8 protein-coding genes are annotated in these 21583 nt (G+C 75.0%); all 8 read right to left on the reverse strand.

The window, feature by feature from the left end:
• Nucleotides 1-4: 4 nt before the first annotated feature.
• The 8 genes from EKD16_RS14865 to EKD16_RS14900 all read right to left on the reverse strand — a co-directional run bounded on the left by EKD16_RS14865 (nt 5) and on the right by EKD16_RS14900 (nt 21492).
• A complete protein-coding gene (locus EKD16_RS14865) occupies nt 5-5110 on the reverse strand; it encodes a type I polyketide synthase (protein WP_131098933.1) in 5106 nt (1701 codons plus the stop codon).
• Nucleotides 5111-5191: 81 nt separating this feature from the next.
• Complete coding sequence (locus tag EKD16_RS14870; protein WP_207391306.1) at nt 5192-14866, reverse strand: type I polyketide synthase; 9675 nt, start codon at nt 14864-14866, stop codon at nt 5192-5194.
• Between the two features lie 588 nt (nt 14867-15454).
• A complete protein-coding gene (locus tag EKD16_RS14875) occupies nt 15455-16714 on the reverse strand; it encodes a styrene monooxygenase/indole monooxygenase family protein (RefSeq protein ID WP_131098934.1) in 1260 nt (419 codons plus the stop codon).
• A gap of 61 nt (nt 16715-16775) precedes the next feature.
• On the reverse strand, nt 16776-17333 hold the full coding sequence (locus EKD16_RS14880; protein ID WP_131098935.1) for a GTP-binding protein: 558 nt from the start codon (nt 17331-17333) through the stop codon (nt 16776-16778).
• A 13-nt stretch (nt 17334-17346) separates the two neighbouring features.
• A complete protein-coding gene (locus tag EKD16_RS14885; protein ID WP_131098936.1) occupies nt 17347-17706 on the reverse strand; it encodes a DUF742 domain-containing protein in 360 nt (119 codons plus the stop codon).
• A 50-nt stretch (nt 17707-17756) separates the two neighbouring features.
• A complete protein-coding gene (locus tag EKD16_RS14890) occupies nt 17757-18170 on the reverse strand; it encodes a roadblock/LC7 domain-containing protein (protein ID WP_394347279.1) in 414 nt (137 codons plus the stop codon).
• 94 nt (nt 18171-18264) lie between these two features.
• Entirely contained in the window at nt 18265-19458 is a 1194-nt protein-coding gene (locus EKD16_RS14895) for a sensor histidine kinase (RefSeq protein ID WP_131098938.1), read from the reverse strand.
• 987 nt (nt 19459-20445) lie between these two features.
• Nucleotides 20446-21492 (reverse strand): LacI family DNA-binding transcriptional regulator, encoded by a 1047-nt coding sequence (locus EKD16_RS14900; protein WP_131098939.1) that lies wholly within the window; start codon nt 21490-21492, stop codon nt 20446-20448.
• Nucleotides 21493-21583 lie beyond the last annotated feature (91 nt).

The raw sequence follows: 21583 nt of genomic DNA on the forward strand, positions 1-21583 counted from the left end.
CGCCTCAGGTCCCGAGTTCGCGGTCGATGAAGGCGAACAGTTCGTCGCGGGTGGCGTCGGCGAGCCGGTCGGGCTCCTCGTCCGTCTCGCTCGGGGCGCCGTGGGACGGGCCGCAGGCGCGCAGCAGTGCTCGCAGCCGCTCGGGCAGCCCGGAGGAGTTCAGGCGCTCGGGCGTCAGCTCGCCGATCACCTTCTCCAGCGCCGCGATCTCGGCGGCGCCGGGCTCGCCGGGCCCGGCCTGGGGTTCGGGGCCGGTGTCGACGCCGAGTCCGGCGCGCAGGTGCGCGGCCAGCTCGGGCACGGTGGGGTGGTCGAAGGCCGCCGACGGGGACAGCCGCAGACCGGTCGCGGCCGCCAGCCGATTGCGCAGGTCGACGGCCATGACCGAGTCCAGCCCCAGATCGTTGAAGGGCCGCGCCTCGTCGACCGCGTCGGCCGAGGCGTGGCCCAGGACCGCGGCGGCGCAGTCGCGCACCAGTGCTCGTGTCCGCCGATCGCGCTCGGGCGCCACGACCGCGGCCAGGCTCCGCCGCAGATCCGCGGCGGTGTCGGCGGGACGCCCGCCTTCGCCGCCGGCTCCCTCCGGCGCCCGCTGGGGCGCGGAGGTCTGCGCCGACTCGGCGACCGCCTGCCGGGCTTCGGGGATCTCGTCGAGCAGGGCACTGGGCCGAGCTGCGGTGAAGGCGACGGCGAACCGCCGCCAGTCGATCCCGGCGAAAGCGAACGCGTCGCGGGTTCGGCCCGCCAGGACCGGCTCCAGCACCGGCAGAGCGGTGGCGGCATCCATCGCCGGCATCCCGTGGCGCTGCAGCACGGCGGCGGCGCCCTCGCCCTCGGCCATGCCGCCGCGCCAGGCGCCCCACGCGATCGCGGTGGCGGGCAGGCCGCGGGAGCGGCGGTGCCGCGCGAGCGCGTCGAGGTAGGCGTTCGCGGGCGCGTAGTTGCCCTGTCCCGCGACGCCGAACATTCCGCCGACCGAGGAGTAGAGCACGAACGCCGCGAGGTCGTCTTCGGCGGTCAGCTCGTGCAGGTGCCAGGCGGCACCCGCCTTGGCCGCCAGCGCCGCGTCCATCCGAGCCGCGTCCAGTTCGGCGACGGGGGCGTCGTCGAGTGCGGCGGCGGCGTGGACGACCGCCGTCAGCGGATCACGCGGGGGAACCCGGGCCAGCAGGCTCCGCAGTGCCGTGCGGTCGGCGACGTCGCAGGCGGCGAAGGTGACACGGCTGCCGGAGGCGGCGAGTTCCGCGGCCAGCTCGGGCGCGCCGGGGGCGTCCTCGCCTCGGCGGCTCGCCAGCAGCAGGTGCAGGTCGCCGCCGCCGCGCTCGGCCAGGAAGCGGGCGGTGCGCGCGCCCAGGGCGCCGGTTCCGCCGGTGATCAGCACGGTTCCGGCGAGCGGCAGCGGGTCGGCATCCTCGGGGCCGGGGGTGCGGGCGGTGGTGCGCACCACGCGCCGGGCGTAGGTGCCGCCCTCGCGGACGGCCAACTGGTCCTCGCCGCGGGGCGCGCACAGCGCGGCGTGCAGCCGGGCGGCGGTGCGCCGGTCCGGATGCTCGGGCAGGTCGATCAGGCCGCCCCAGTTTTGTGGGTGCTCCTGGGCGGCGACCCGGCCCAGGCCCCAGGTGAGCGCCGCAGCGGGGGCGCGGACCGTGTCGCCCTCGTCCGCGGCGACCGCTCCGGTGGTGGCCCACCACACCGGCGCGGCCGGTGCGCCGCCCGAAACGGCCTGGAGCAGGGCCGCCGCTGCCGCGGGGCCGGCGTCCGCGCTCGGCGGGCCCGCGCGGGAGGCGTCGTGGCCTACGGTGAGCAGGCTCAGGATTCCGGCTGTCCGCCCCGGGTCGGTGATCCCGCCCAGCAGCGCGGCGAGTCCACCGCGCTCGCAGCGCCCGGTGGGGACCTCAGCGACTTCGGTGGGCAGTCCGCGCTCGCGCAGGGCGTCGTGCCAGCGGTGCGCCGCGGCGGAGCCCGCTTCGGTCGGCGGCGGCAGCAGGACCAGCCACGTTCCGCCGGCCGGAGGGGCGACGGGAGCGGCGGCCGCCTCGGGCACGGGGATCCAGTGCTCGCGGTAGCACAGCGCGTCGAGTTCGGCGCGCGCCCGGTTCCGGCGGCGCAGGCGCGCGAGGGCGGGCAGCACGGCGTCCAGCGCGGCGGGATCGGCTCCGGTGTCGGCGGCCAACGCCGCGGTGTCGCCGTCGGCCACCGCCTGCCAGAAGCGGGCGTCGCCCGCGTCGGCCGGGCTCTCGGGGCCGGTGGTTCTCGGGGCGGGGTCCGACCAGAAGCGGGACCGCTGGAATGCGTAGGTGGGCAGGTCGACACGGGTGTGGCCGCCGTCGGCGCAGGCGGCAGGCCAGTCGACCTGGGCGCCGTGCGCGTGGGCCTCGGCCGCAGACGCCAGGAAGCGGCGCAGGCCGCCGTCGTCGCGGCGCAGGGTGCCCACCACCGCCGGCCGGCGGGTGTGCCGTCCGTTCGGATCGGCCTCCTCGGCGACGCGGTCGGCGGTCTGCTCGATGTCCATGGCCAGCACCGGGTGCGGGCCGACCTCCAGGAAGATCCCGTGGTCGTCTTCGGCCAGCGCGGTGATCGCCGACGCGAACTCGACGGTGTTGCGCAGGTTGGCGTACCAGTACTCGGCGCCGAGTTCGCCTTCGGCGACGGGGCGGCCGGTCACGGTGGAGTGGAAGGCGACGCGGGGACGCCGCGAAGAGAGGCCGTCCAGCCCGGACCGCAGCGTCGGCCGCAGTGCCTCCATGTGCGCCGAATGCGAGGCGTAATCGACGGCGATCGCCCGCGACCGGACGCCGGAGGCGGCGCAGTGCTCCAGCAGGTCCTCGACAGCGGCGCGGTCACCGGAGACGACGGTGGACTCGGGGCCGTTGACGGCCGCCACCGCAAGCGCACGGCCGCGGTCGGCGATCAGCTCGCGTACGCGCTCGGCGGGCAGCGGCACCGATGCCATCGCGCCGTCGCCGCCCAGCTCGCGCACCGCGCGGCTGCGCAGGGCGGCGACCCGGGCGCCGTCCTCCAGCGACAGCGCGCCGCACACGCACGCGGCGGCGACCTCCCCCTGGGAGTGGCCGACGACGGCGTCGGGCCGCACGCCGCAGGAGATCCAGAGCCGGGCGAGGGAGACCATCACCGCCCACAGCAGCGGCTGGACGACGTCCACCCTCTCGAAGGAGGGGGCGCCGGGCTCGCCGCGCAGCACCGCGGCCGGCGAGAAGTCGACGTGCGGCTCCAGCGCCTGCTCGCACGCGGCGAAGTGCTCGGCGAACACCGCCGAGGTATCCAGGAGTTCGGCCGCCATCCCGGGCCACTGGGCGCCCTGGCCGGGGAAGACGAAGACGGTCTTGCCCGGAGCGTCGGCGCGGCCGACGACCGCCTCGGGCGGGGTTTCGCCGCGGGCGAGGGCGGCCAGCGCATCCAGGTTGCGGACGCGGTCACCGCCCAGCACCGCGGCACGGTGCTCGAAGCGGCTGCGCGTGGTCGCCAGCGAGAACCCGACGTCGTCGACCCGGGCCCCCGGATCGGCACCGAGGTGCTCGTGCAGCCGCCGGGCCTGGTCCCGCAGCGCCGCCGGTGAGCGCCCCGACACCAACCAGGGCAGTCGGGCGCTGCTCGCGGGGGAATCGGAGGCCCGGGCGCCGGTGCGGCCGCGCTCGAAGGCACGCGGCCGCACCGCCGCCTCGGGCGCTTGTTCGACGACGGCGTGCGCATTGGTCCCACTGATCCCGAACGAGGACACACCCCCCACCCGCGACCCGCCACCACACACCGGCCACGACCGCCCCTCCGGCGCCGCCACCACCCCCAACCCCCGCCAATCCACCAACTCCGAAACACCCCCGGCCACCCCCGGCGAAGGCGCCACCTCCCCCCGACCCAGCGCCCCCACCAGCGCAATCAACCCCGCAACCCCCGCAGCCGCCTGCACATGCGAGATATTGGCCTTCACCGAGCCCAGCACCACACCCGACCCGGCAGCCCCATAAACCGCCCCCACCGCCTGCGCCTCGATCGGATCCCCCAACCGGGTCCCCGTCCCATGGCCCTCCACCACCCCCACCGCCTCGGGGCCGACGCCGGCGTCGGCCAGCGCCGCCCGCAACACCCGCTCCTGGGCCGCACCACTGGGCGCCGACAACCCGTTACTCGCCCCGTCCTGATTCACCGCACTGCCCCGCACCACCCCCCACACGCACCGCCCCCGCGCCAGCGCCACCGACAACCGCTCCAGCACCACCACACCCGCGCCCTCACCGAACCCGGTGCCCTCAGCCCCCGCACCGAACGACCGGCACCGCCCATCACGCGACAAACCACCCTGATGGGAGAACTCCACGTAAACGCCGGGGCTCGCCATGACCGAAACCCCGCCGGCCAGGGCGAGGTCGCACTCGCCGCGGCGCAGCGCCTGCACCGCCTGGTGCAGCGCCACCAGCGACGACGAGCACGCCGTGTCCACACTCACCGCCGGCCCGCACAACCCCAGCACATACGCCACCCGCCCCGACACGAGGCTGGTCATGGAGCCGGTCAGGGAGTAGCCGGCCGTCTCCTCGCCTGCGTCGGCGGCGCGGGGCCCGTAGTCCTGGGCGATGGCGCCGATGTAGGTGCCGGTGCGGCTGCCCCGCAGCGAAACCGGGTCGATCCCCGCCCGCTCCACCGCCTCCCACGCCGTCTCCAACACCACCCGCTGCTGCGGATCCATCGCCAGCGCCTCCCGCGGCGAAATCCCGAAGAACCCCGCATCGAACTCCGCCGCACCGGCCAGGAACCCGCCCCGCCGCACATAACTGGTCCCGCCCCGGCGCAACTCCGGGTCGTAGAGCCCTTCGACGTCCCACCCCCGATCGGCCGGAAACTCCGAGGTCGCATCACCCCCGGCCGCCACCAGCTCCCACAACTCCTCCGGCGAACCCACCCCGCCCGGCAACCGGCACCCCGCCCCCACGATCGCCACCGGCTCGGCCGCCGCCGACTCCGCCGCCGCGAGCCGGCGGTTGTCCTGTTTGAGGCGCTCGTTCTCCTGCATCGCCGAGCGCAGCGCGGCGACGACGCGTTCGGTGCCTTCGGAGGACTGCGAGCGGTCTGCGTCGGTGGGCGCGTGGTTCATCGCCGGCCTTCCTTCTCCTGCGAGCGGGGCGGGGCTCTGTGCACGGTGCGGGCGGTTTCGGGTGGATGCACGCGAGGTGCGTCAGCGGGTGTCGTCCTCGGCCAGCGCCAAGCCGACGAGGTCGTCGACGCTCAGGGACTCGATGCCGCCGCCGGTGCGTTCGGGGGCGTCCGGCGCCTCGGTGCCGTCGGGTCGGACCGGCGTCCGGGAGGCGGCGGGGGTGTCGGTGCCGGTGCGGGCGAGGTCGAGCAGCGACCGGGCGAGTCCGCTCGCGCGGAGCCGGTCCAGGGGCAGGCTCCGCAGCGCGTCCATCAGCTCGTCGCGCTCCCGATCGTCCCCGTCCGAAGCGCCGGCCGGCCCGCGGCCGCCCGCCTCGTCGTCGATGCCGAGCCGGGCCGCGAGGTGCCCGGCGAGGGCCTGCGGGGTGGGGTGGTCGAACAGCACCGTGGCCGAAAGCCGCAGACCGGTGGCGGTATTGAGCCGGTTGCGCAGCTCCACCGCGGTCAGCGAGTCGATACCGGCCTCGGTGAGCTGCCGGTCGGGGCGCAGCGCCGTGCTCGACGTGTGGCCCATGACCGCCGCGGCGTGCTCGCGCACCAACTCCACCAGCGCGCTGCGGCGCTCGTCGGCACTCGGGCCGGCCGGCGCGGCGGCCGAGCGGGAGGCTGCCGGCTCGTCCGGGGCCGCGGCGGCGGGGCGGCGCGCGCCGGTGCCCTGCCGCGGACCGGCGGGACCGCGATCGGACAGGCGGGCCGGTACCAGGTGCGGCCGGTCCAGGGCGAGCGCCGCGTCGAACAGGGCCAGCCCGTCCGCGGTGCTCATCGGTTCCACACCGGAACGGCGCATGCGGGCGAGTTCGGCAGCGCCCAGGTGCCCGGTCATCCCGCTGCTGTGCGCCCACAGCCCCCACGACAGCGAGGCGGCCACCAGTCCGCGGGCACCGCGGTAGTGCGCAAGACCGTCCAGGAAGGCGTTGGCGGCGGCGTAACCGGCCTGTCCGGCGCCGGCGACGACGCCCGCCGCCGAGGAGAACAGCACGAAAGCCGCCAGGTCGTCTCCGGCGGTCAGCTCGTGCAGGTGCCAGGCGCCGTCGACCTTGGGGGCCAGCACCCGGTCGAGCTGTTCGGGTGTCAGCGTCTGCAGCGTGGCGTCGTCGAGCACGCCGGCGGCGTGGACGACCGCGGTCAGCGGCCGATCGGGCGGGACGGACTCCAGCAGCTCGGCCACCGCCGACCGGTCGGCGAGGTCGCAGGCGCGCACCTCCACCTCGGCGCCCAGCCCCGTCAGTTCGGCCATCAACTCCATCGCGTCCGGCGCCATGGGACCGCGGCGGCTCGCCAGCAGCAGTCGCCCCACCCCGTGGGCGGTGACGAGGTGGCGGGCGACGGCGGCGCCCAGCGTTCCGGTGCCGCCGGTGATCAGCACCGTGCCGCCCGCCTCCAGCGTCCGGGGTGCGGCCAGGACCGTCTTTCCCACGGTGGCGCCCTGCTGCAGGGCGCGCAGCGCGGCGGGGGCGTCGTGCAGCGGTCGCCGCAGCAGCGGGGGTTCGGGGCCGAGCCTGCCACGGGCCAGCAGCGGCACGACCTCGCCGAGCATGCCCCGGATGCGGTCACCGGGCACGTCGGGCAGGTTGAAGGGCAGGTAGGCGCGCCCCGGATGCTCGGCCGCCACCCGGGCCGGGTCGCGCAGGTCGGTCTTGCCCATCTCGACGAACCGCCCGCCCGGCGCCAGCAGTCCCAGCGACGTGTCCACGTAGTCGCCGGCCAGCGCGTTGACGACTGCGTCGAGGCCGCCGCGCCCCTGTGCGGCGCCCGCGAAGCGCTCGGCGAAGGCGTGGTCGCGCGACGAGGCGATGTGGTCGTCGTCCAGTCCCATGGCGCGCAGCAGCGGCCACTTCGCCGGTGAGGCCGTCGCGAAGACCTCCGCGCCCAGGTGGCGCGCGAGGGCCACCGCGGCGTGGCCGACTCCCCCTGCGGCGGCGTGGACGAGCACGGCCTCTCCGGGCCGCACCCGGGCGAGGTCCACCAGGGCGTAGTAGGCGGTGAGGTAGGCCACGGGCACCGCCGCGGCGCGCTCGAACGACCAGCCCGCGGGCACGGGGACCACATGCGTCCGCTCGGCGACCGCCTGCGGCGCGAAGGCGGCGTCGAACACGCCCAGCACCCGGTCGCCGACGGCGAGGTCGTCCACGCCGGGGCCGACCTCGGTGACCACGCCCGCGCCTTCGCTGCCGATGTCGTTCTCACCGGGCAGCAGTCCCAGCGCCACCACGACGTCGCGGAAGTTGACGCCGGCGGCGCGCACGTCGATGCGCACCCGGCCCGGGCCGAGCGGTGCCGCGACCGGGGGCACGGGCCGGGGCCCGACGGTGTCCAGCGATCCGGGCCGGGCCGCCTCCAGCCGCCACGGCCCCTCCTGCGGCGGCGGGGCGGCGGGCTCGGCCGGGGCCAGCCGGGGCACGTGGATGCGGCCGGCGCGCAGCGCGGCCTGCGGCTGCCCCGTAGCGACGACGCGGTGCATCGCGGCGGCCGGGTGCCGGGCCGTGTCGTCGTCGACCAGCACGAAACGGCCCGGGTGCTCGGTCTGCGCGCTGCGCACCAGCCCCCATACCGTGCTCTGCCCAAGGCCGGCGAGGCGGTCGGCGGGCGTGGCCGCCACCGCCGCGCTGGTGCGCAGCACCAGTACGGCGTGGGCGAACCGGTCGTCGCCGACCCATTCCCGCGCCAGGGCCAGGGTCCGGTGCGCCGCCCGCGCCGCACCCCGGTGCGCGGCGGCGGCGGGGCAGTCGGCGACCACCACCCCCGGCGGGGGTGCTCCGCCGTCCACGGCGCTGCGCAGTCCGGCGAGATCGGCATGGGCGGTGTCGCCGGCCGCGGGGTCCGCGAGGTCGGCCGCCGATCCCAGGAACGCCCAGCCCGGCCGGGTCTGATCGGTCCGCGGCGGCGGGTCCTCGACAGGCGCCCAGTCGAGCGCGTACAGGCGTGCGGACTCCGCCGAGGAGGTCTTGGGCAGCGGGCGGAGCGTCAGCCGGTCGATCGCCGCCACGGGGGCGCCCCGCGGGTCGTACAGTGCGACGGACGCAGACACAGCCGCGCCGGTGGCGTCGGGGGTGATCCGCGCTCTCAGGGCGGTCGCGCCGACCGCGGCGATCCCGAACCCGGTGACGGTGTGCGGGACCAGCGGCGGCCCGTCGGCGGGCGCGGCGGCGACCAGGGCGTGCAGCGCGGCGTCCAGCAGCGCCGGGTGCAGCCCGAAACCGCTCGCCGCGTGGGTGTGCTCCCCGTCCAGCGCGACCTCGGCGAGCAGCTCGTCGCCGTGCCGCCACAGGGCGCGCAGGCCGCGAAACGCCGGACCGTAGGCATAGCCGCGCTCGGCGAGGTCGGCGTAGACCCGCTCGACGTCGAGGGCCTGGGCGCCGGGCGGCGGCCAGGGGGCGGGGCAGCTCGGCGCCGCGCCGCGCCCGGCGCCGGCGTCGGCGTCGGCGTCGGCGTCGGCGTCGGCGTCGCCGACCAGGGTGCCGGAGGCGTGGCGCCGCCACCCTTGGTCGGTGCCTTCGGGCCGGGAGTGCACGCCGACGCCGCGGCGGCCGTGCTCGTCGGCTGGTCCCAGCACCACCTGGACGGCCGATGCGCTGCCGGCGGGCTCGGCGTCGAGTACCAGCGGCTCCTCCAGGACGAGCTCCTCCAGGCGGGGGCACCCCAGGCGGTCGCCGGCCGCCACCGCCAGGTCGGCCATGGCCGCGGCGGGCAGCAGGACGCGCCCGCCCACCGCGTGGTCGGCGGACCACGGCTGGTCGCCCGTCGACATCCTCCCGGTGCACACCGCCGTGCCGTCCGCGAGGTCCACGGCCGCCCCCAGCAGGGCGTGGCCGGTGTCCGCCTGGCCGAGCGAGGCGGGGGCGGCGGGGCGCCGCGGCTTGAGCCAGTAGCGGGTGCGGTCGAACGCGTAGGCGGGCAGGTCGGCCCCGCGGGTGCCCGGCAGCAGGGCGCCGAAGTCCACCGGCACACCGCGGACGAACGCCGCGGCGAAGGACGTCAGCAGCCGGCGGGGCCCGCCGTCGTCGCGGCGCAGGGTGGTCAGGCCCGCGCCCTCCGCGCCGCTCTCGGCCAGCACGTCCTCCACGGCCGGGGTGAGCACCGGGTGCGGGCCCACCTCCAGGAACAGGGCGTGACCGGCGCCGATCAGCGTCTCGACGGCCCGGTGGAACCGGACGGGTTCGCGCAGGTTGGCGTACCAGTACCCGGCGTCGAGCGCGCCGCCGTCGAGTTCGGCACCGGTGACCGCCGAGTGGAAGGGCACACTGGCGCTGCGCGGCGCGATGCCGGCGAGGTCGGTGCGGATGCGGTCGCGGGCGGCCTCCACGTGCGGGGTGTGCGACGCGTAGTCGACGTCGATCCTCCGGACGCGCACCCCTTCGGCTTCGGCGGCGCCGAGCAGGTCGGCCACCGCGGCGGCATCGCCCGCGACCACGGTGGAGGCGGGGCCGTTGACCGCCGCGACATGGGCGGCGCCCGCGCGCACCTGCGCGCGCCGGGCCGCGCGTTCGGCGGACTCGCCGAGCACACCCATCGCGCCGGGGCCCACAAGCTCGCGCACGGCGCGGCTGCGCAGCGCCACGACCGCGGCCGCGTCCTCCAGCGACAGGGCGCCGCACACGCACGCGGCGGCGACCTCGCCCTGGGAGTGGCCGACCACGGCCGCGGGCTCCACACCCGCCGAACGCCACAGTCCGGCGAGGGCGACCATGACGGCCCACAGCGCCGGCTGGGCGACGTCCACCCGGTCGAGGGAGGGTGCCGCGGGCAGCCGGCACAGCACGGCGCTGAGCGAGTAGTCGACGTGGGGCGCCAGCGCCTGCTCGCACTCGGCGATGCGGGCGCGGAACACCGGCGATGACGCCATCAGCCGCGCACCCATGCCCGGCCACCCGGCTCCCTGGCCGCCGAAGACGAAGACCGGGGCGCCCGGCCGCTCGGCGGTACCGCGCACCACCAGCGCGCGCTCGGTGCTGCTCGCGCCCTTCTCCAGCGCCGCCAGCCCCTCGCCGAATCCGCTGCGGTCGGCGGCCAGGACGACGGCGCGGTGGGCGAAGCGGGTGCGGTCGCGGGACAGGGTGCGGGCGACGTCGGCGGGCGCGGGGGCGAAAGCGCGGTCGGCGACTCCGCGCAGCCGCGCGGCCTGCGGGCCGAGGGCTTCGGGAGCGGCGGCGGTGACCGGCCACGCCACCAGGTCGGTCTGCAGCCGCGCCGCCGCATGGGCGCCGCGCTCGCGCCCGGCGGCCGGCTCGGGCGAGACCGCCCGCGCGTCCGCGGGGGCCGCCGGAGCGCACGCGGCGAAGTCGTAGGCGAGTTCGCGCGGCGGCTCCTCGACGAGCACGTGGGCGTTGGTGCCGCTGATACCGAACGACGACACCGCGCCGATCCGCTTGGCCCCCGCTTCACCGGGCCACAGGCGGATCCGGCCCATCGCCGGCTCGATCCCCAGCCCGCTCCAGTCCACCAGGTCCGAGGGCCCGCCCCACTCGCCGGGCATCGCGGGCACGGCGCCGCGGCCCAGCATGCCCACCAGGCTGATCAGACCGGCGACGCCCGCCGCCGCCTGCGTGTGCCCGATGGCGGCCTTGACCGAGCCCAGCAGAGCACCGGATCCGGCCGCACCGTAGACGGCGCCCACCGCCTGGGCCTCGATCGGGTCGCCCAGCCGGGTGCCCGTCCCGTGGCCCTCGACCACGCCGACCGCCTCGGGGCCGATGCCGGCGTCGGCCAGCGCCGCGCGCAGCACCCTCTCCTGGGCGCCGCTGCTCGGCGCCGACAGCCCGTTGCTCGCACCGTCCTGGTTGACCGCCGACCCCCGCAGCACGCCCCATACGGTGCGGTCGGCGGCGGCCGCGTCGGCGAGCCGCTCCAGCACCACCAGGCCCGCGCCCTCGGACCAGCCGGTGCCGTCGGCGGCGGCGGAGTAGGGCTTGCAGCGGCCGTCGGGAGCCAGCCCGCGCTGGGCGCTGAACTCGGTGAACACGCCGGGCGCGGCCATTACCGTGACCCCGCCGACCAGGGCGGTGTCGCACTCGCCGCGGCGCAGCGCCTGCATCGCCTGGTGCAGCGCCACCAGCGACGACGAGCACGCGGTGTCGACCGTGACGGCCGGCCCCTCGAACCCGAACGTGTAGGCGATGCGCCCGGAGGCCACGCTGGCCAGGCTTCCGGTGAGCCGGTGGCCCTCCGAGCCCGGCGCGGGCTCGTGCAGGCGCGGCCCGTACTCCTGGACCATGGCTCCGACGAACACCCCGACACGGCTCCCGCGCAGGTCGGCGGGGCGGATCCGGGCGCGCTCCAGCGCCTGCCAGGCGGTCTCCAGCAGCAGCCGCTGCTGGGGGTCCATGGCCAGCGCCTCGCGGGGGGATATCCCGAAGAAGCCGGCGTCGAACGCGTCGGCGTCGTGGACGAAGCCGCCGCGGCGCACATAGCTGCGGCCGAATGTGCCCGGCTCGGGGTCGTAGAGGGCGTCGAGGTCCCAGCCGCGGTTGTCGGGGAAGTCCGACGTGGCGTCGGCCCCGCGGCTCACCATGTCCCACAGCTTCTCGGGGGTGTCCGCCCCGCCGGGCAGCCGGCAGCCGATCCCGACTACGGCGATCCCCTCGCCCGCGGCGCCGGCGCTCGGGGCCGCGACCGGCGGAGCGGGCCGGGGCCGCGCCGACGGCCGCTCCCGGGCCAGCCGGTCGGCGAGTTCTTCAGGGGTCGGCGCGTCGAACACCAGCGTCACCGGCAAATCCCGGCCCGTAGCCCCGGCGAGGCGGTTGCGCAGCGCGACGGCGAGCATGGAGTCCAGGCCCAGGTCGTGGAAGCGGGCGGCGGGGTCGACGTCCGCGGGTGAGTCGTGGCCGAGCACGGCGGCGGTGTGGACCCGGACCAGCCGCGTCATGCCTTCGGCGTCGCCTGCGGGGGCGCACTGCGGATCGGCCCCGGTACCCGCCGGATCCACCGCATGCGCCGCAGCGTCCTGCTCGCCGGCCGCGGCCGCGGCGTCCGCATCCGGCTCCTCGGGCCCCAGCCCGAACGCCCGGTGGCGGAAGGCGTAGGTCGGCAGCTCTACGCGGCGCGCGGGGGCCCCCAGCACCGCCTGCCAGTCGGGATCGACGCCGTTGACGTGCAGGCCCGCGACGTACTCGGCCGCCGCCCGCTCCTCGCCGCCGGCGCGCAGCCCGGCCAGGAACGCCGCGCCGCGCCCGTTGCGCCGCCGTTCTGCGGGCAGCGCCGCGACCGTGTCGCGCGCAGCCTCCGCGAGCGCGGCGCCCGGTCCCAGCTCGCAGTAGACGCGCACGCCGCACTCGTGCAGCGCCGCGACGCCGTCGGCGAACCGCACCGGTTCGCGGGCCTGGCGGGCCCAGTACTCGGGGTCGGCCAGCTCTTCGGCACCGGCGACGCCGCCGGTGACCGCGGAGACCAGGACGGGACCGCAGGCCGGACGCACGCGCAGCGCCCGCCCGGCTGCGCGCAGCGCCTCGGCCGCACGCCGGCTGCCGGGGGCCGGTAGCACCGCGCCCGGCGCGGGGGACGCGGTGGTGAAGCCCCGCGACTCCAGCAGCTGTGCGGCCCGTTCGGTGCTCCGGAGGTCGCCGGAGAGGACGGTTTCGCGCGGCCGGTCGAGGGCGGCGACCGCCACCCGGTCGCCGAGCCCTTCGGCTTCGAGTAGCGCGGTGGCGGTGTCGGCGGCGACCCCGGAGCGGACCGTCGCGGTGCTGTTCGCGTCGAGTTCGCGTGAGGCGGCCGCCACCAGCGCGCACGCGTCGGAGAGGGGGAGCATCCCGGCGGCGTGGGCGGCGGCGGCCTCGCCGCTGAAGGAGTGGCCGGCGACGAATGCGGGGCGCAGCCCCCAGCTTGCGAGCAGCCGGTAGAGCGCAGTGCCGACGGCGAAGACGGCCGGCTGGGCCCACCCGCTGCTGTTGAGCAGCGCGGCCCGCTCGGTGCCGGGCGGGGCCCACAGCACCTCGCGCAGCGGCCGGTCCAGCAGCGGGTCGAATCCGGCGCAGACCTCGTCGAGCGCAGCGGCGAACGCCGGATGCCGCGCGTGGAGTTCCCGCCCCATCCCCGGATACGGCGCCGCCGCTCCGCCGAAGAGCATCGCGGCCCCGCCGCCGCGGGGCGTGCCGCGCCACACCCCGCCGGCGGTCGATCCGCGGGCCAGGGCCGCGAGCCCGTCGGCCAACTCGGCGCGGTCGGCGGCGACCACCGCTGCGCGCCGGTCCAGGGCCGAACGCGTGAGGGCGAGGGCGGCGGCCAGATCCGCAGGCTCTGCGTCGGGGGTGTCGGCGACGTGGGAGCGCAGTCGCTCGGCCTGCGCGCGCAGGGCGGTGCCGCCGGCCGCCGAGAGCACGAACGGCAGCGGCATCGGGTCGTGGCCGGGGGCGTGCGCTCCCCCCGCCCCGGTTGTGGCCCGGCCGCTGCGGCGGGCCGGCTCGGCGGCGGCCAGCACGAGGTGGCAGTTGGCGCCGCCGATTCCGAACGAGGAGACGCCCGCGACGGGCCTGCCCGCGGCCTCCGGCCAGTCCGCGTGCTCCCGCTGGACGCGCAGGCGCAGATCGTCGAGCGCGATGGCGGGATTGGGTCGGGCGAAGTTCAGGCTGGGCACCAACTCGGCATCGCGCAGCCCCAGAGCGGCCTTGATCAGCCCGGCGATCCCCGCGGCCGCGCCGAGGTGGCCGATGTTGGTCTTGACGGAGCCGACCGGCAGCGGGTCGCCCGCCGCGCGCGCCGCGCCCAGCACGGCGCCCAGAGCCGCCGCCTCGACGGGGTCTCCCGCGGGCGTCCCCGTCCCGTGCAACTCGACGTAGCCCACCGCCGAGGGGTCGACGCCGGCATCGCGGTAGGCCCGCCGCAGGACGTCCTCCTGGCCCTGCGCGCCGGGAACCGTGAGGCCGCCGGTGGCTCCGTCGTTGTTGACGGCCCCGCCCAGGAGCACGGCGTGGATCCGGTCGCCGTCCGCCCGGGCCGCCGCGAGCGGCTTGAGCAGCACCGCTCCCCCGCCCTCTCCGCGGACGAACCCGTTGGCGCGTGCGTCGAAGACGTGGCAGCGGCCGTTGGGCGACAGCGCTCCCAGGCGTTCTTCGCCCGCGGCGCTGTCGGCCGCGAGGTTGAGGTGGACGCCGCCCGCCAGGGCCAGTTCCGACTCGCCCCGGCGCAGGCTCTCCATCGCCAGTTGCACGCCCACCAGCGACGACGACTGCCCGGTGTCGAGGGCCAGGCTGGGTCCCCGCAGGCCCAGCGCATAGGAGACCCGGTTGGCGATGACCGCGCGGCTGTGCCCGGTAAGGGTGTGGGCGGTGGCGGCCCGGGGGCCGCGGCGGTGCCAGCGGGCGGCGAAGTCGTCGCTCATGGCGCCGACGAAGACCCCGGTGCGGGTGCCGAACAGGTCCCCGACGGGGATTTGGGCGTCCTCGGCGGCCTCCCAGGCCAACTCCAGCATCATCCGCTGGCGGGGGTCCATCGCCGCGGCCTCGCGCGGGGCGATACCGAAGGGCTCGGGGTCGAACGCGTCGGCTTCGACAAAGCCTCCGGGCAGCGGCGCACCGCCCGCCCGGGGCGACGCGGCGGCGCGTTCCGGCGGCGGGTCGGTGATGGCGCTGCCGCCGGTGCGCAGCAGAGTCCCGAACCGCCCGGGGTCGGCGGCACCGGGGAAGCGGCAGGCCATGCCGATGACGGCGACGGCTTGCGCGTCGACCGCCGCGCTCGGCGAATCGGCCGGATACGAGTGCCCCACCGGAAATCCCCCTGCTCGTTCGCCCGTTTGGTGCCGGCGCAGTGCATCCGAAAATGGACACACTTCGGCTGAATCGGATCGGACCTGCGAAAACGCCGCTCAGCAGGGAATTCCGTGCGCGCGGAAAGTTTTCCGCATGGGCCCGTTTGCCGAACGGTGGTGCGCGAGGTCAGCGGGACCGAGGCGGCGCACCACGGCGCCGCCCGCTCAGGCGGGCGGCGTCCTTCCCCGGATAGGAGCGGCAAGGGGGGTGCGGAGGGTTCGACGTGCCCTGTGCCATGGCTGTGCCCCGGGATGAAGTGGAAACGGTACGCAACAGACAGCCCAATGCCGCATCCGGCTACAGAGAACCCCATGCGCCACTTAGACGACAACAACAGAGTGATAGTAACCGCAGGCCACTTTTCAAGCAATATCATCCGCGTTTCGGGCATGCCAGACTATTCGGCGACAAGATCACGAATGCGATCGCAGTAATAAAAGGGGCTGGTGTGCCGCAAGAGACGTTCGGCCCGGGCGCTCCGCGGGAGCCTCCGGGCCGAACGTCGTACGGTGCTCTGTTTTCGGTTGTGCAGGTCTGCCGGTTTTCTACCGCCCGCCGTGTCCTGCCGCGACCTCCGTCAAGTAGGTGCGGGCGAGCTCCGGGTCGTAGAGCCAGTTCTCGTAATCGGGCGGGTAGTCCCAGCCCTGGATCCACCGGTCGCCGACCTCCGGGTAGGTCATCGAGGCGCCGAGCAGCTCCTGGAAGTGCGGCGGGAGTTCCTGATCCCAAAGCGTGGAGTTGAGCTCGGCGAAACGCTGCACCGACAGCCCGTACCGCCAGAACCGCTCGAAGGCGCCGGCGAGGAACTCCTCGTCGAACGGGCGGTCGCCGTGCTCGACGATGCTCTGCAGATAGCTGCGCGCGCACCGGGTCGAATGGTTCCACCCCTGGCCGACGAAGGGGTCCATGGTGATGACGACGTCGGCGATGCCCAGCACCAGCCCGCCGGAGGGCAGCACACCGACAGGCTTGCGGACCTGCGGCGTGAAGTACTCCACCAGCGTGCTGCTGTCGTCGACCAGCGAGGCGTCGCGCACCCGCTCGTAGTACTCCGGCGCGTACTTGCGCAGCAGCTCCCGCATCCGCCGCCACTGCTCCTCGGGGCGGGGCCGGTCGGGCCAGGCGTCCATCGGGCCGCCGCGCTTGTCGCCGAGGAAGAGCGAATGGCAGGGGCCGTCGGCGGTCAGGAACGGCACGAAGATCATGTTCCCGGCGTCGGCGGTCGACGCCGCCCACCCGATGTTCTCGCTCTCGCCGGTTTCGGGCAGCACGTCGTAGATGTTGGCCTGGGCCACCACCCGCGGCCGCGCGCCGCTGAACCGGGCGGAGTCGCCGTCGAACAGCGCGCCCAGTTCACCGTGGCCCACAGCGACCACGATGAGGTCGAACATCCGCGAGAAGTAGTCGAGGTCGGTGAGGGTGACGCCGTGGATGACGACCTTGCCGCCGGAGTCCTCGAAGTACTCCAGCCAGTCGGCCATCTTGATCCGCCGGTCGATGGAGACCGCGTACCGGTCCCCTTGCCCGGTCCTGCCCTTGAGCGCGACCGGATCGGCACCGGGCGGGTACATGTGGATCTTGAAGTCCTGCATGCGGGGAGCCTGGCCGCTCCAGAAGTCCAGGTCCAGCTCGCGTTCGTAGTCCAAGGCCGTCGGGAACGTCACCTGGGTGACGGCGGGCCTTCCGGTGCGGATCTCCAGCGAGCTCTGCCCGGTGATCACCGTGACGTCGTAGCCGTGGCCGAGCAGGCCGTGAGCCAGGTGGAGACCGGAGTGCCCTGCGCCGACGATGAGGATCTTGCGCATCTGAGTTGTCCTTATCGGGGAGTCTGCGTGGTGCGCCGACCACCGGGCGGCCGCGCGGCGGTCACCCCACCGGCGCGGCGGCCGCGTTGGTCGACAGCGCGTACCTGAGCAGGGTCTTGAGCACGGTTCCGCTCGATGAGCGGTCGCGGGCGTCGAACTCGACGATGGGCACGCTGGTGCTCACCTCCAGCGCCTCGCGGATCTGCTCGGCCGTGTAGTCCATCTGCCCGTCGAACCTGTTCAGCGCGACGACGTAGGGGATGCGCCGGTTGGTCTCGAAGTAGTCGACGGCCTCGAAGCTGTCGGCGAGCCGCCGGCAGTCCACGATCACGACCGCGCCCACGGCCCCGCGCACGAGGTCGTCCCACATGAACCAGAAGCGGTTCTGGCCGGGCGTGCCGAACATGTACATGATCAACTGCTGGTCGACGGTGATGCGGCCGAAGTCCATGGCCACCGTCGTGGTGACCTTCTGCGGCGTGGCCGAGGTGTCGTCGTGCCCGACGCTCGCCTCGGTCATGACCGCCTCGGTGGTCACCGCGGGGATCTCGGAGACCGAGCCGACCAGGGTCGTCTTCCCCGCTCCGAAACCGCCGGCGATGACGATCTTGGTCGACATCTTGGTCGGGATGTCACTGGAAAAGTCGTTCGAGACCACGAAGAGCCCTCTCGAGAACCTGGTTTTCCGACGGGCTGTTGCCCGTGATGGTGGGGTGGATGTAGACGAGTCCCAGCTCGGCGAGATCGCTCAGCAGCACCTGCGTCACTCCGAGCGGGATCTTCAGCTCCGCCGAGACCTCGGCCACCGAGCGCGTCTCCCGGCACAGCAGGTAGATCCGCTGCGACTCGGGCATGAGTTTGCCGGGAGCGTCGTTGCTGGGATCGGCGGTGGAGACCAGCGTCTGCACCATGAGGGGGTGGCGTGACCTGGTCCGCCCGCCCGTGAAGGTGTAGGGGCGGATACGTGAGCCCCTTCGCTTGCGGTAGCTCATAACTGTGGCAACCTCTTCAAGATTCGCTCCCGGCCGGCCCGGCCACCGGTTCAGTTCCCGATCACTTCGCGCAGCTGGGACCGCAGCTGCGGGGTGAGGGCGTGGCCGACGTTCTCCACCAGCCGGGTCATCTGGTAGGCGACGATCTTCATGTCCGCCGTGGGCGCGGTCAGCACCGCGAGGCAGGAGCCGTCGCTGATGGACATGACGAACAGGTGGCCGCGCTGCATGCGGACGATCAGCTGCTCGCACTCGCCCTTGGCGAACAGCTTGGCGCCGCCGACCGCGAGGCTGTGCATGCCGCTGGCGATGGCGGCGAGCTGCTCGGCGTGTTCTTCGGGGAAGTCGCGCGACGAGGTGAGAACCAGGCCGTCGGAGGAGACGACCACGGCGTGGTCGACTCCGGGGACGTCGTCGACGAAGTTCGAGATCAGCCAGCTGAAGTTCTCTGCGGTGACGCTCATCCGGTCGTTCATTGGTTGTCTTCCAGCCTCTCGCTAGGCGTGCGGGTCGGTGCCGAATTCCGGCGCGGTCCGCGGCGGTCCGCGCGGCGGCGGCTCACGGTCCCTCCGCGCGCTCGCCCTCGTGCGAGGCGGCGCGCTCGCCCTCCATGAATCCGTCCAGGTCGTCGCGGATCCGCTCGGCCCGGTCGGCGTCGTCGTGGGCGGGCTCGGGGGCGGGCTCCTCAGCCGGCATCATGCGCAACGGAGACGCGTGCGCGGCGCTGCGGCGCGGCAGTCCGGCCGCGGTGACCGAGGCGCTGCCGCCGTTGTGGCGGGGACCGCCCTGGGGCGGGACCGTCTGCGGCGCGCCCTCCGCCGCGCCCTCGGCGGCGCGGTGCGCCCCGCCGCGCGGTGCCTCGGCCGGCTGCCCGCCCGCACGCGGTTCCGGCGCGGCGGCCGCCATAGCGGCCACGGCCTGCCCCGGCATGCCCGGCGCGCCCGTCTGCGGACGCGGACCGGTGGAGTTCAGCAGCGCCGCGGGGACGACCGTGTAGGCGTTGACGCCCCGGAACGCCCGGGCCTCCAGCTGCACCCGCAGACCGTGGCGGTGGGCGATGCGGCTGGCCACGTAGAGGCCCATGTGCCGCATGACGCGCTTATCCAGCACCGGTGTGCCCGCGAGGCGGGTGTTGATGTCGGAGAGCTGGTCGCGGGGGATGCCGATCCCCTCGTCCTCGACCACCAGCAGGAGCCCGCCCTCCGGCATGAGCTGCCCGCTGATGACCACCTGGGCGTGATCCGGAGAGTGGGTGGTTGCGTTGTCGAGCAGTTCGGCCAGCAGGTGGCTCAGGTCGTCGGCGACCTCGCCGGCGACGAACTTGTCGGGCAGGCGGCCGATCTGCACGCGGCTGTAGTTCTTGATCTCGGAGTTGGCGGCGCGGGCGACGTCGAGCAGCGCCACCGGCTCCATGCCCGAGTCGTCGCTCTCCTGGTCGGCGAGTACCAGCAGGTTCTCGCCGTTGCGCCGCATGCGGGTGGCCAGGTTGTCGATCTCGAACAGCTTGGCCAGCAGGTCGGGGTCCTCGGTGGAGTCCTCCAGGCTGCCCACGATGTCCAGCAGCGACTCCACCATGGTCAGGTCGCGCACCGCCAGGCCGGCCAGTGCGTCGGTCAGCAGGCCGGGGTCGGGCGCGGGCTCGGCGGGCGGCCACGCGTCGTGCCGCGGGTGGGCGGGTGCGGCCGGGCCGGACCCGTTGTAGCCGGGGCCCCACCAGGCGTGGGCGGCCGAGGGCGGACTCTGCGGCTGCACAGCTCGACCGGGCGGCCACGCGCCGTCCGGCCGCCCGGGCGGCGCGGCGGCGGGCGGTACGGACGCGGTCGCACCTCGCGCGCTGTGCGCGGACGGCGACGATCTGCGGCTCAGGCCGATACGGCGCAGCAGCCGCCGGAAGGGCCCTTCGCGGGCGGATCGGTGTTCGTCGTGGGTCATGGCCGCTGGGCGGCCATCGCGGCCTGGCGGTGAGGGCTGCGCCACAACACGCCTCCTCGAATCAGGTGGGGGGAACAGAGATGTCGGCCCCGGAACTGCACCGAAAACACGACGGCCGCCTAGAGGGACACAGGCGTTCGAGTGTTCGTTACGCGCGCCGCCCCGGCTTTCGGAACCGCCCTGCCTGCAAATTCGCGCAGCACTCGTACCGGCGGCGGAGCAGCCGCGGCACCGCTTCGTCACTGGGCGGGGGATTCCGCCGACCGCACGGAATTCTCGCACGTAGTGGGTCTTGTTTTCGGTGGATCCGTGAATGATCTACCGATTCAACGGCGAGCCTAGCAAAGGTCGCCACCCGAAACAGGGGATCCCGGAAAACGCGGAGAAGATACTGTCGGCGGATATTCTGCGGTGAATGGCATCCGATATCTGCAATGCCCGCTTCATGGCTGATACAGCCGATTCACCGGTATAGGCGGAAGAAGAGGTTCCGCGCGTTCGGTACCGGGAATCCCGTTGAGGACCTTCGGCACTTTCGCGACGGGGCACCGACGGCCTTCTGTCCGCCGGTGGCGGCGGTCGGCGATGGCGACGGTCGGCGCCTCCGGCCCACTGTGCGGCCTTGGCACCGGGCGGGTGCCAGGACGACTGAACCAAAAGCGGCACCGAGGACGGCGAGGGCCGGGGTCCGCGGTCGACGGGCCGGAGGCTCGGGGGTGACGGTTGCAGCGGCGGCGGCTCCGCCCCCGCGCAAGCCGCGATCCACGGCCGGCCGAACTTACCCAACCTGCTGAACCGGGCTCGGTTTCAGATCCGGTAGGCCGCCGTGGAGCCGCGGACCACCAGCTCGGGTGCGAAGCGCAGCCGCTCGTGGCGGTGCTCGGCGTCGTGCAGCTCGGAGAGCAGCAGCTCCATCGCCGCACGGCCGAGCTCGTACTTGGGCTGGGCGACGGTGGTCAGCCCCGGGTGCACCAGCGCCGCCAGGTCGACGTCGTCGTAGCCGACGACCGAGAGGTCGTACGGCGCGTTGAGGCCGCGCTCCCCCAGCCCCTTGAGCACGCCCACCGCGAGCTGGTCGTTGGTGCAGAACACCGCCTGCGGTCGGCGCTTGGGGCCCCCTGCGAGCACCTCCTCGACCGCCTTCTCCCCGGACTCGGCGTTGAGCTGCGCGGTGCGGATGACGCGGACCACCCGCTCGGGATCGCCGCCGGACTCGGTGACGGCCGCGCGCAGGCCCTCCAGCCGGGTGCGGCACTGCTCCAGGTCGGCCGGGCCGCTCAGATAGGTGATCCGCTCGTGGCCCAGGTTGATCAGATGCCGGCCGGCCGCCATGCCCCCGGCGTGGTTGTCGACCGACACGCTGCAGGCGGTGCCGTCGTCGACGTCGCCGCGATCCAGCAGCACGCCGGGCACGCCCTGCTTGCGCAGCCACAGCAGATCGGCGGTGTCGCCGTCGACGGGCATGATAACGGCCCCGGCCGCGCGCTGCTCGGCGAGCAGCCGCATGGAGCGCTGCTGGCGGACGGCCTGTTCGGCCGAGTTGAGCAGCACCACGGCCAGCCCCTCCTCGCCCGCCGTGTCCTCCACTCCGCGGGCCACCTCGGCGAAGAACGGATTGGTGACGTCGAGGACGAGCAGGCCGACCGAGTCGCTGCGGCCGGCGCGCAGGCTCCGCCCGGAGGAGTTGCGCACGTAGTCGAGCTCCTCGACGGCGCGCTCGACGCGGCGGCGGGTGGACTCGGCGACGCGCTCGGGGCGGTTCAGGACGTTGGAGACGGTACCGGGCGAGACCCCGGCGCGCGCCGCCACGTCGTTGATGCCGACGGGGCGGCCGGTGCCTTCGGTCGAGGACAACGCTTGCTTCTCCGAGATCTCGGGCGGCTCGTTGGCCGCTTATGCTCACAGGTTTATTAAAACGTGTCAATCCCTATCGCAAGACTACTCT

It is taken from the genome of Streptomonospora litoralis (assembly GCF_004323735.1).
Classification (GTDB): Bacteria; Actinomycetota; Actinomycetes; order Streptosporangiales; family Streptosporangiaceae; genus Streptomonospora; species Streptomonospora litoralis.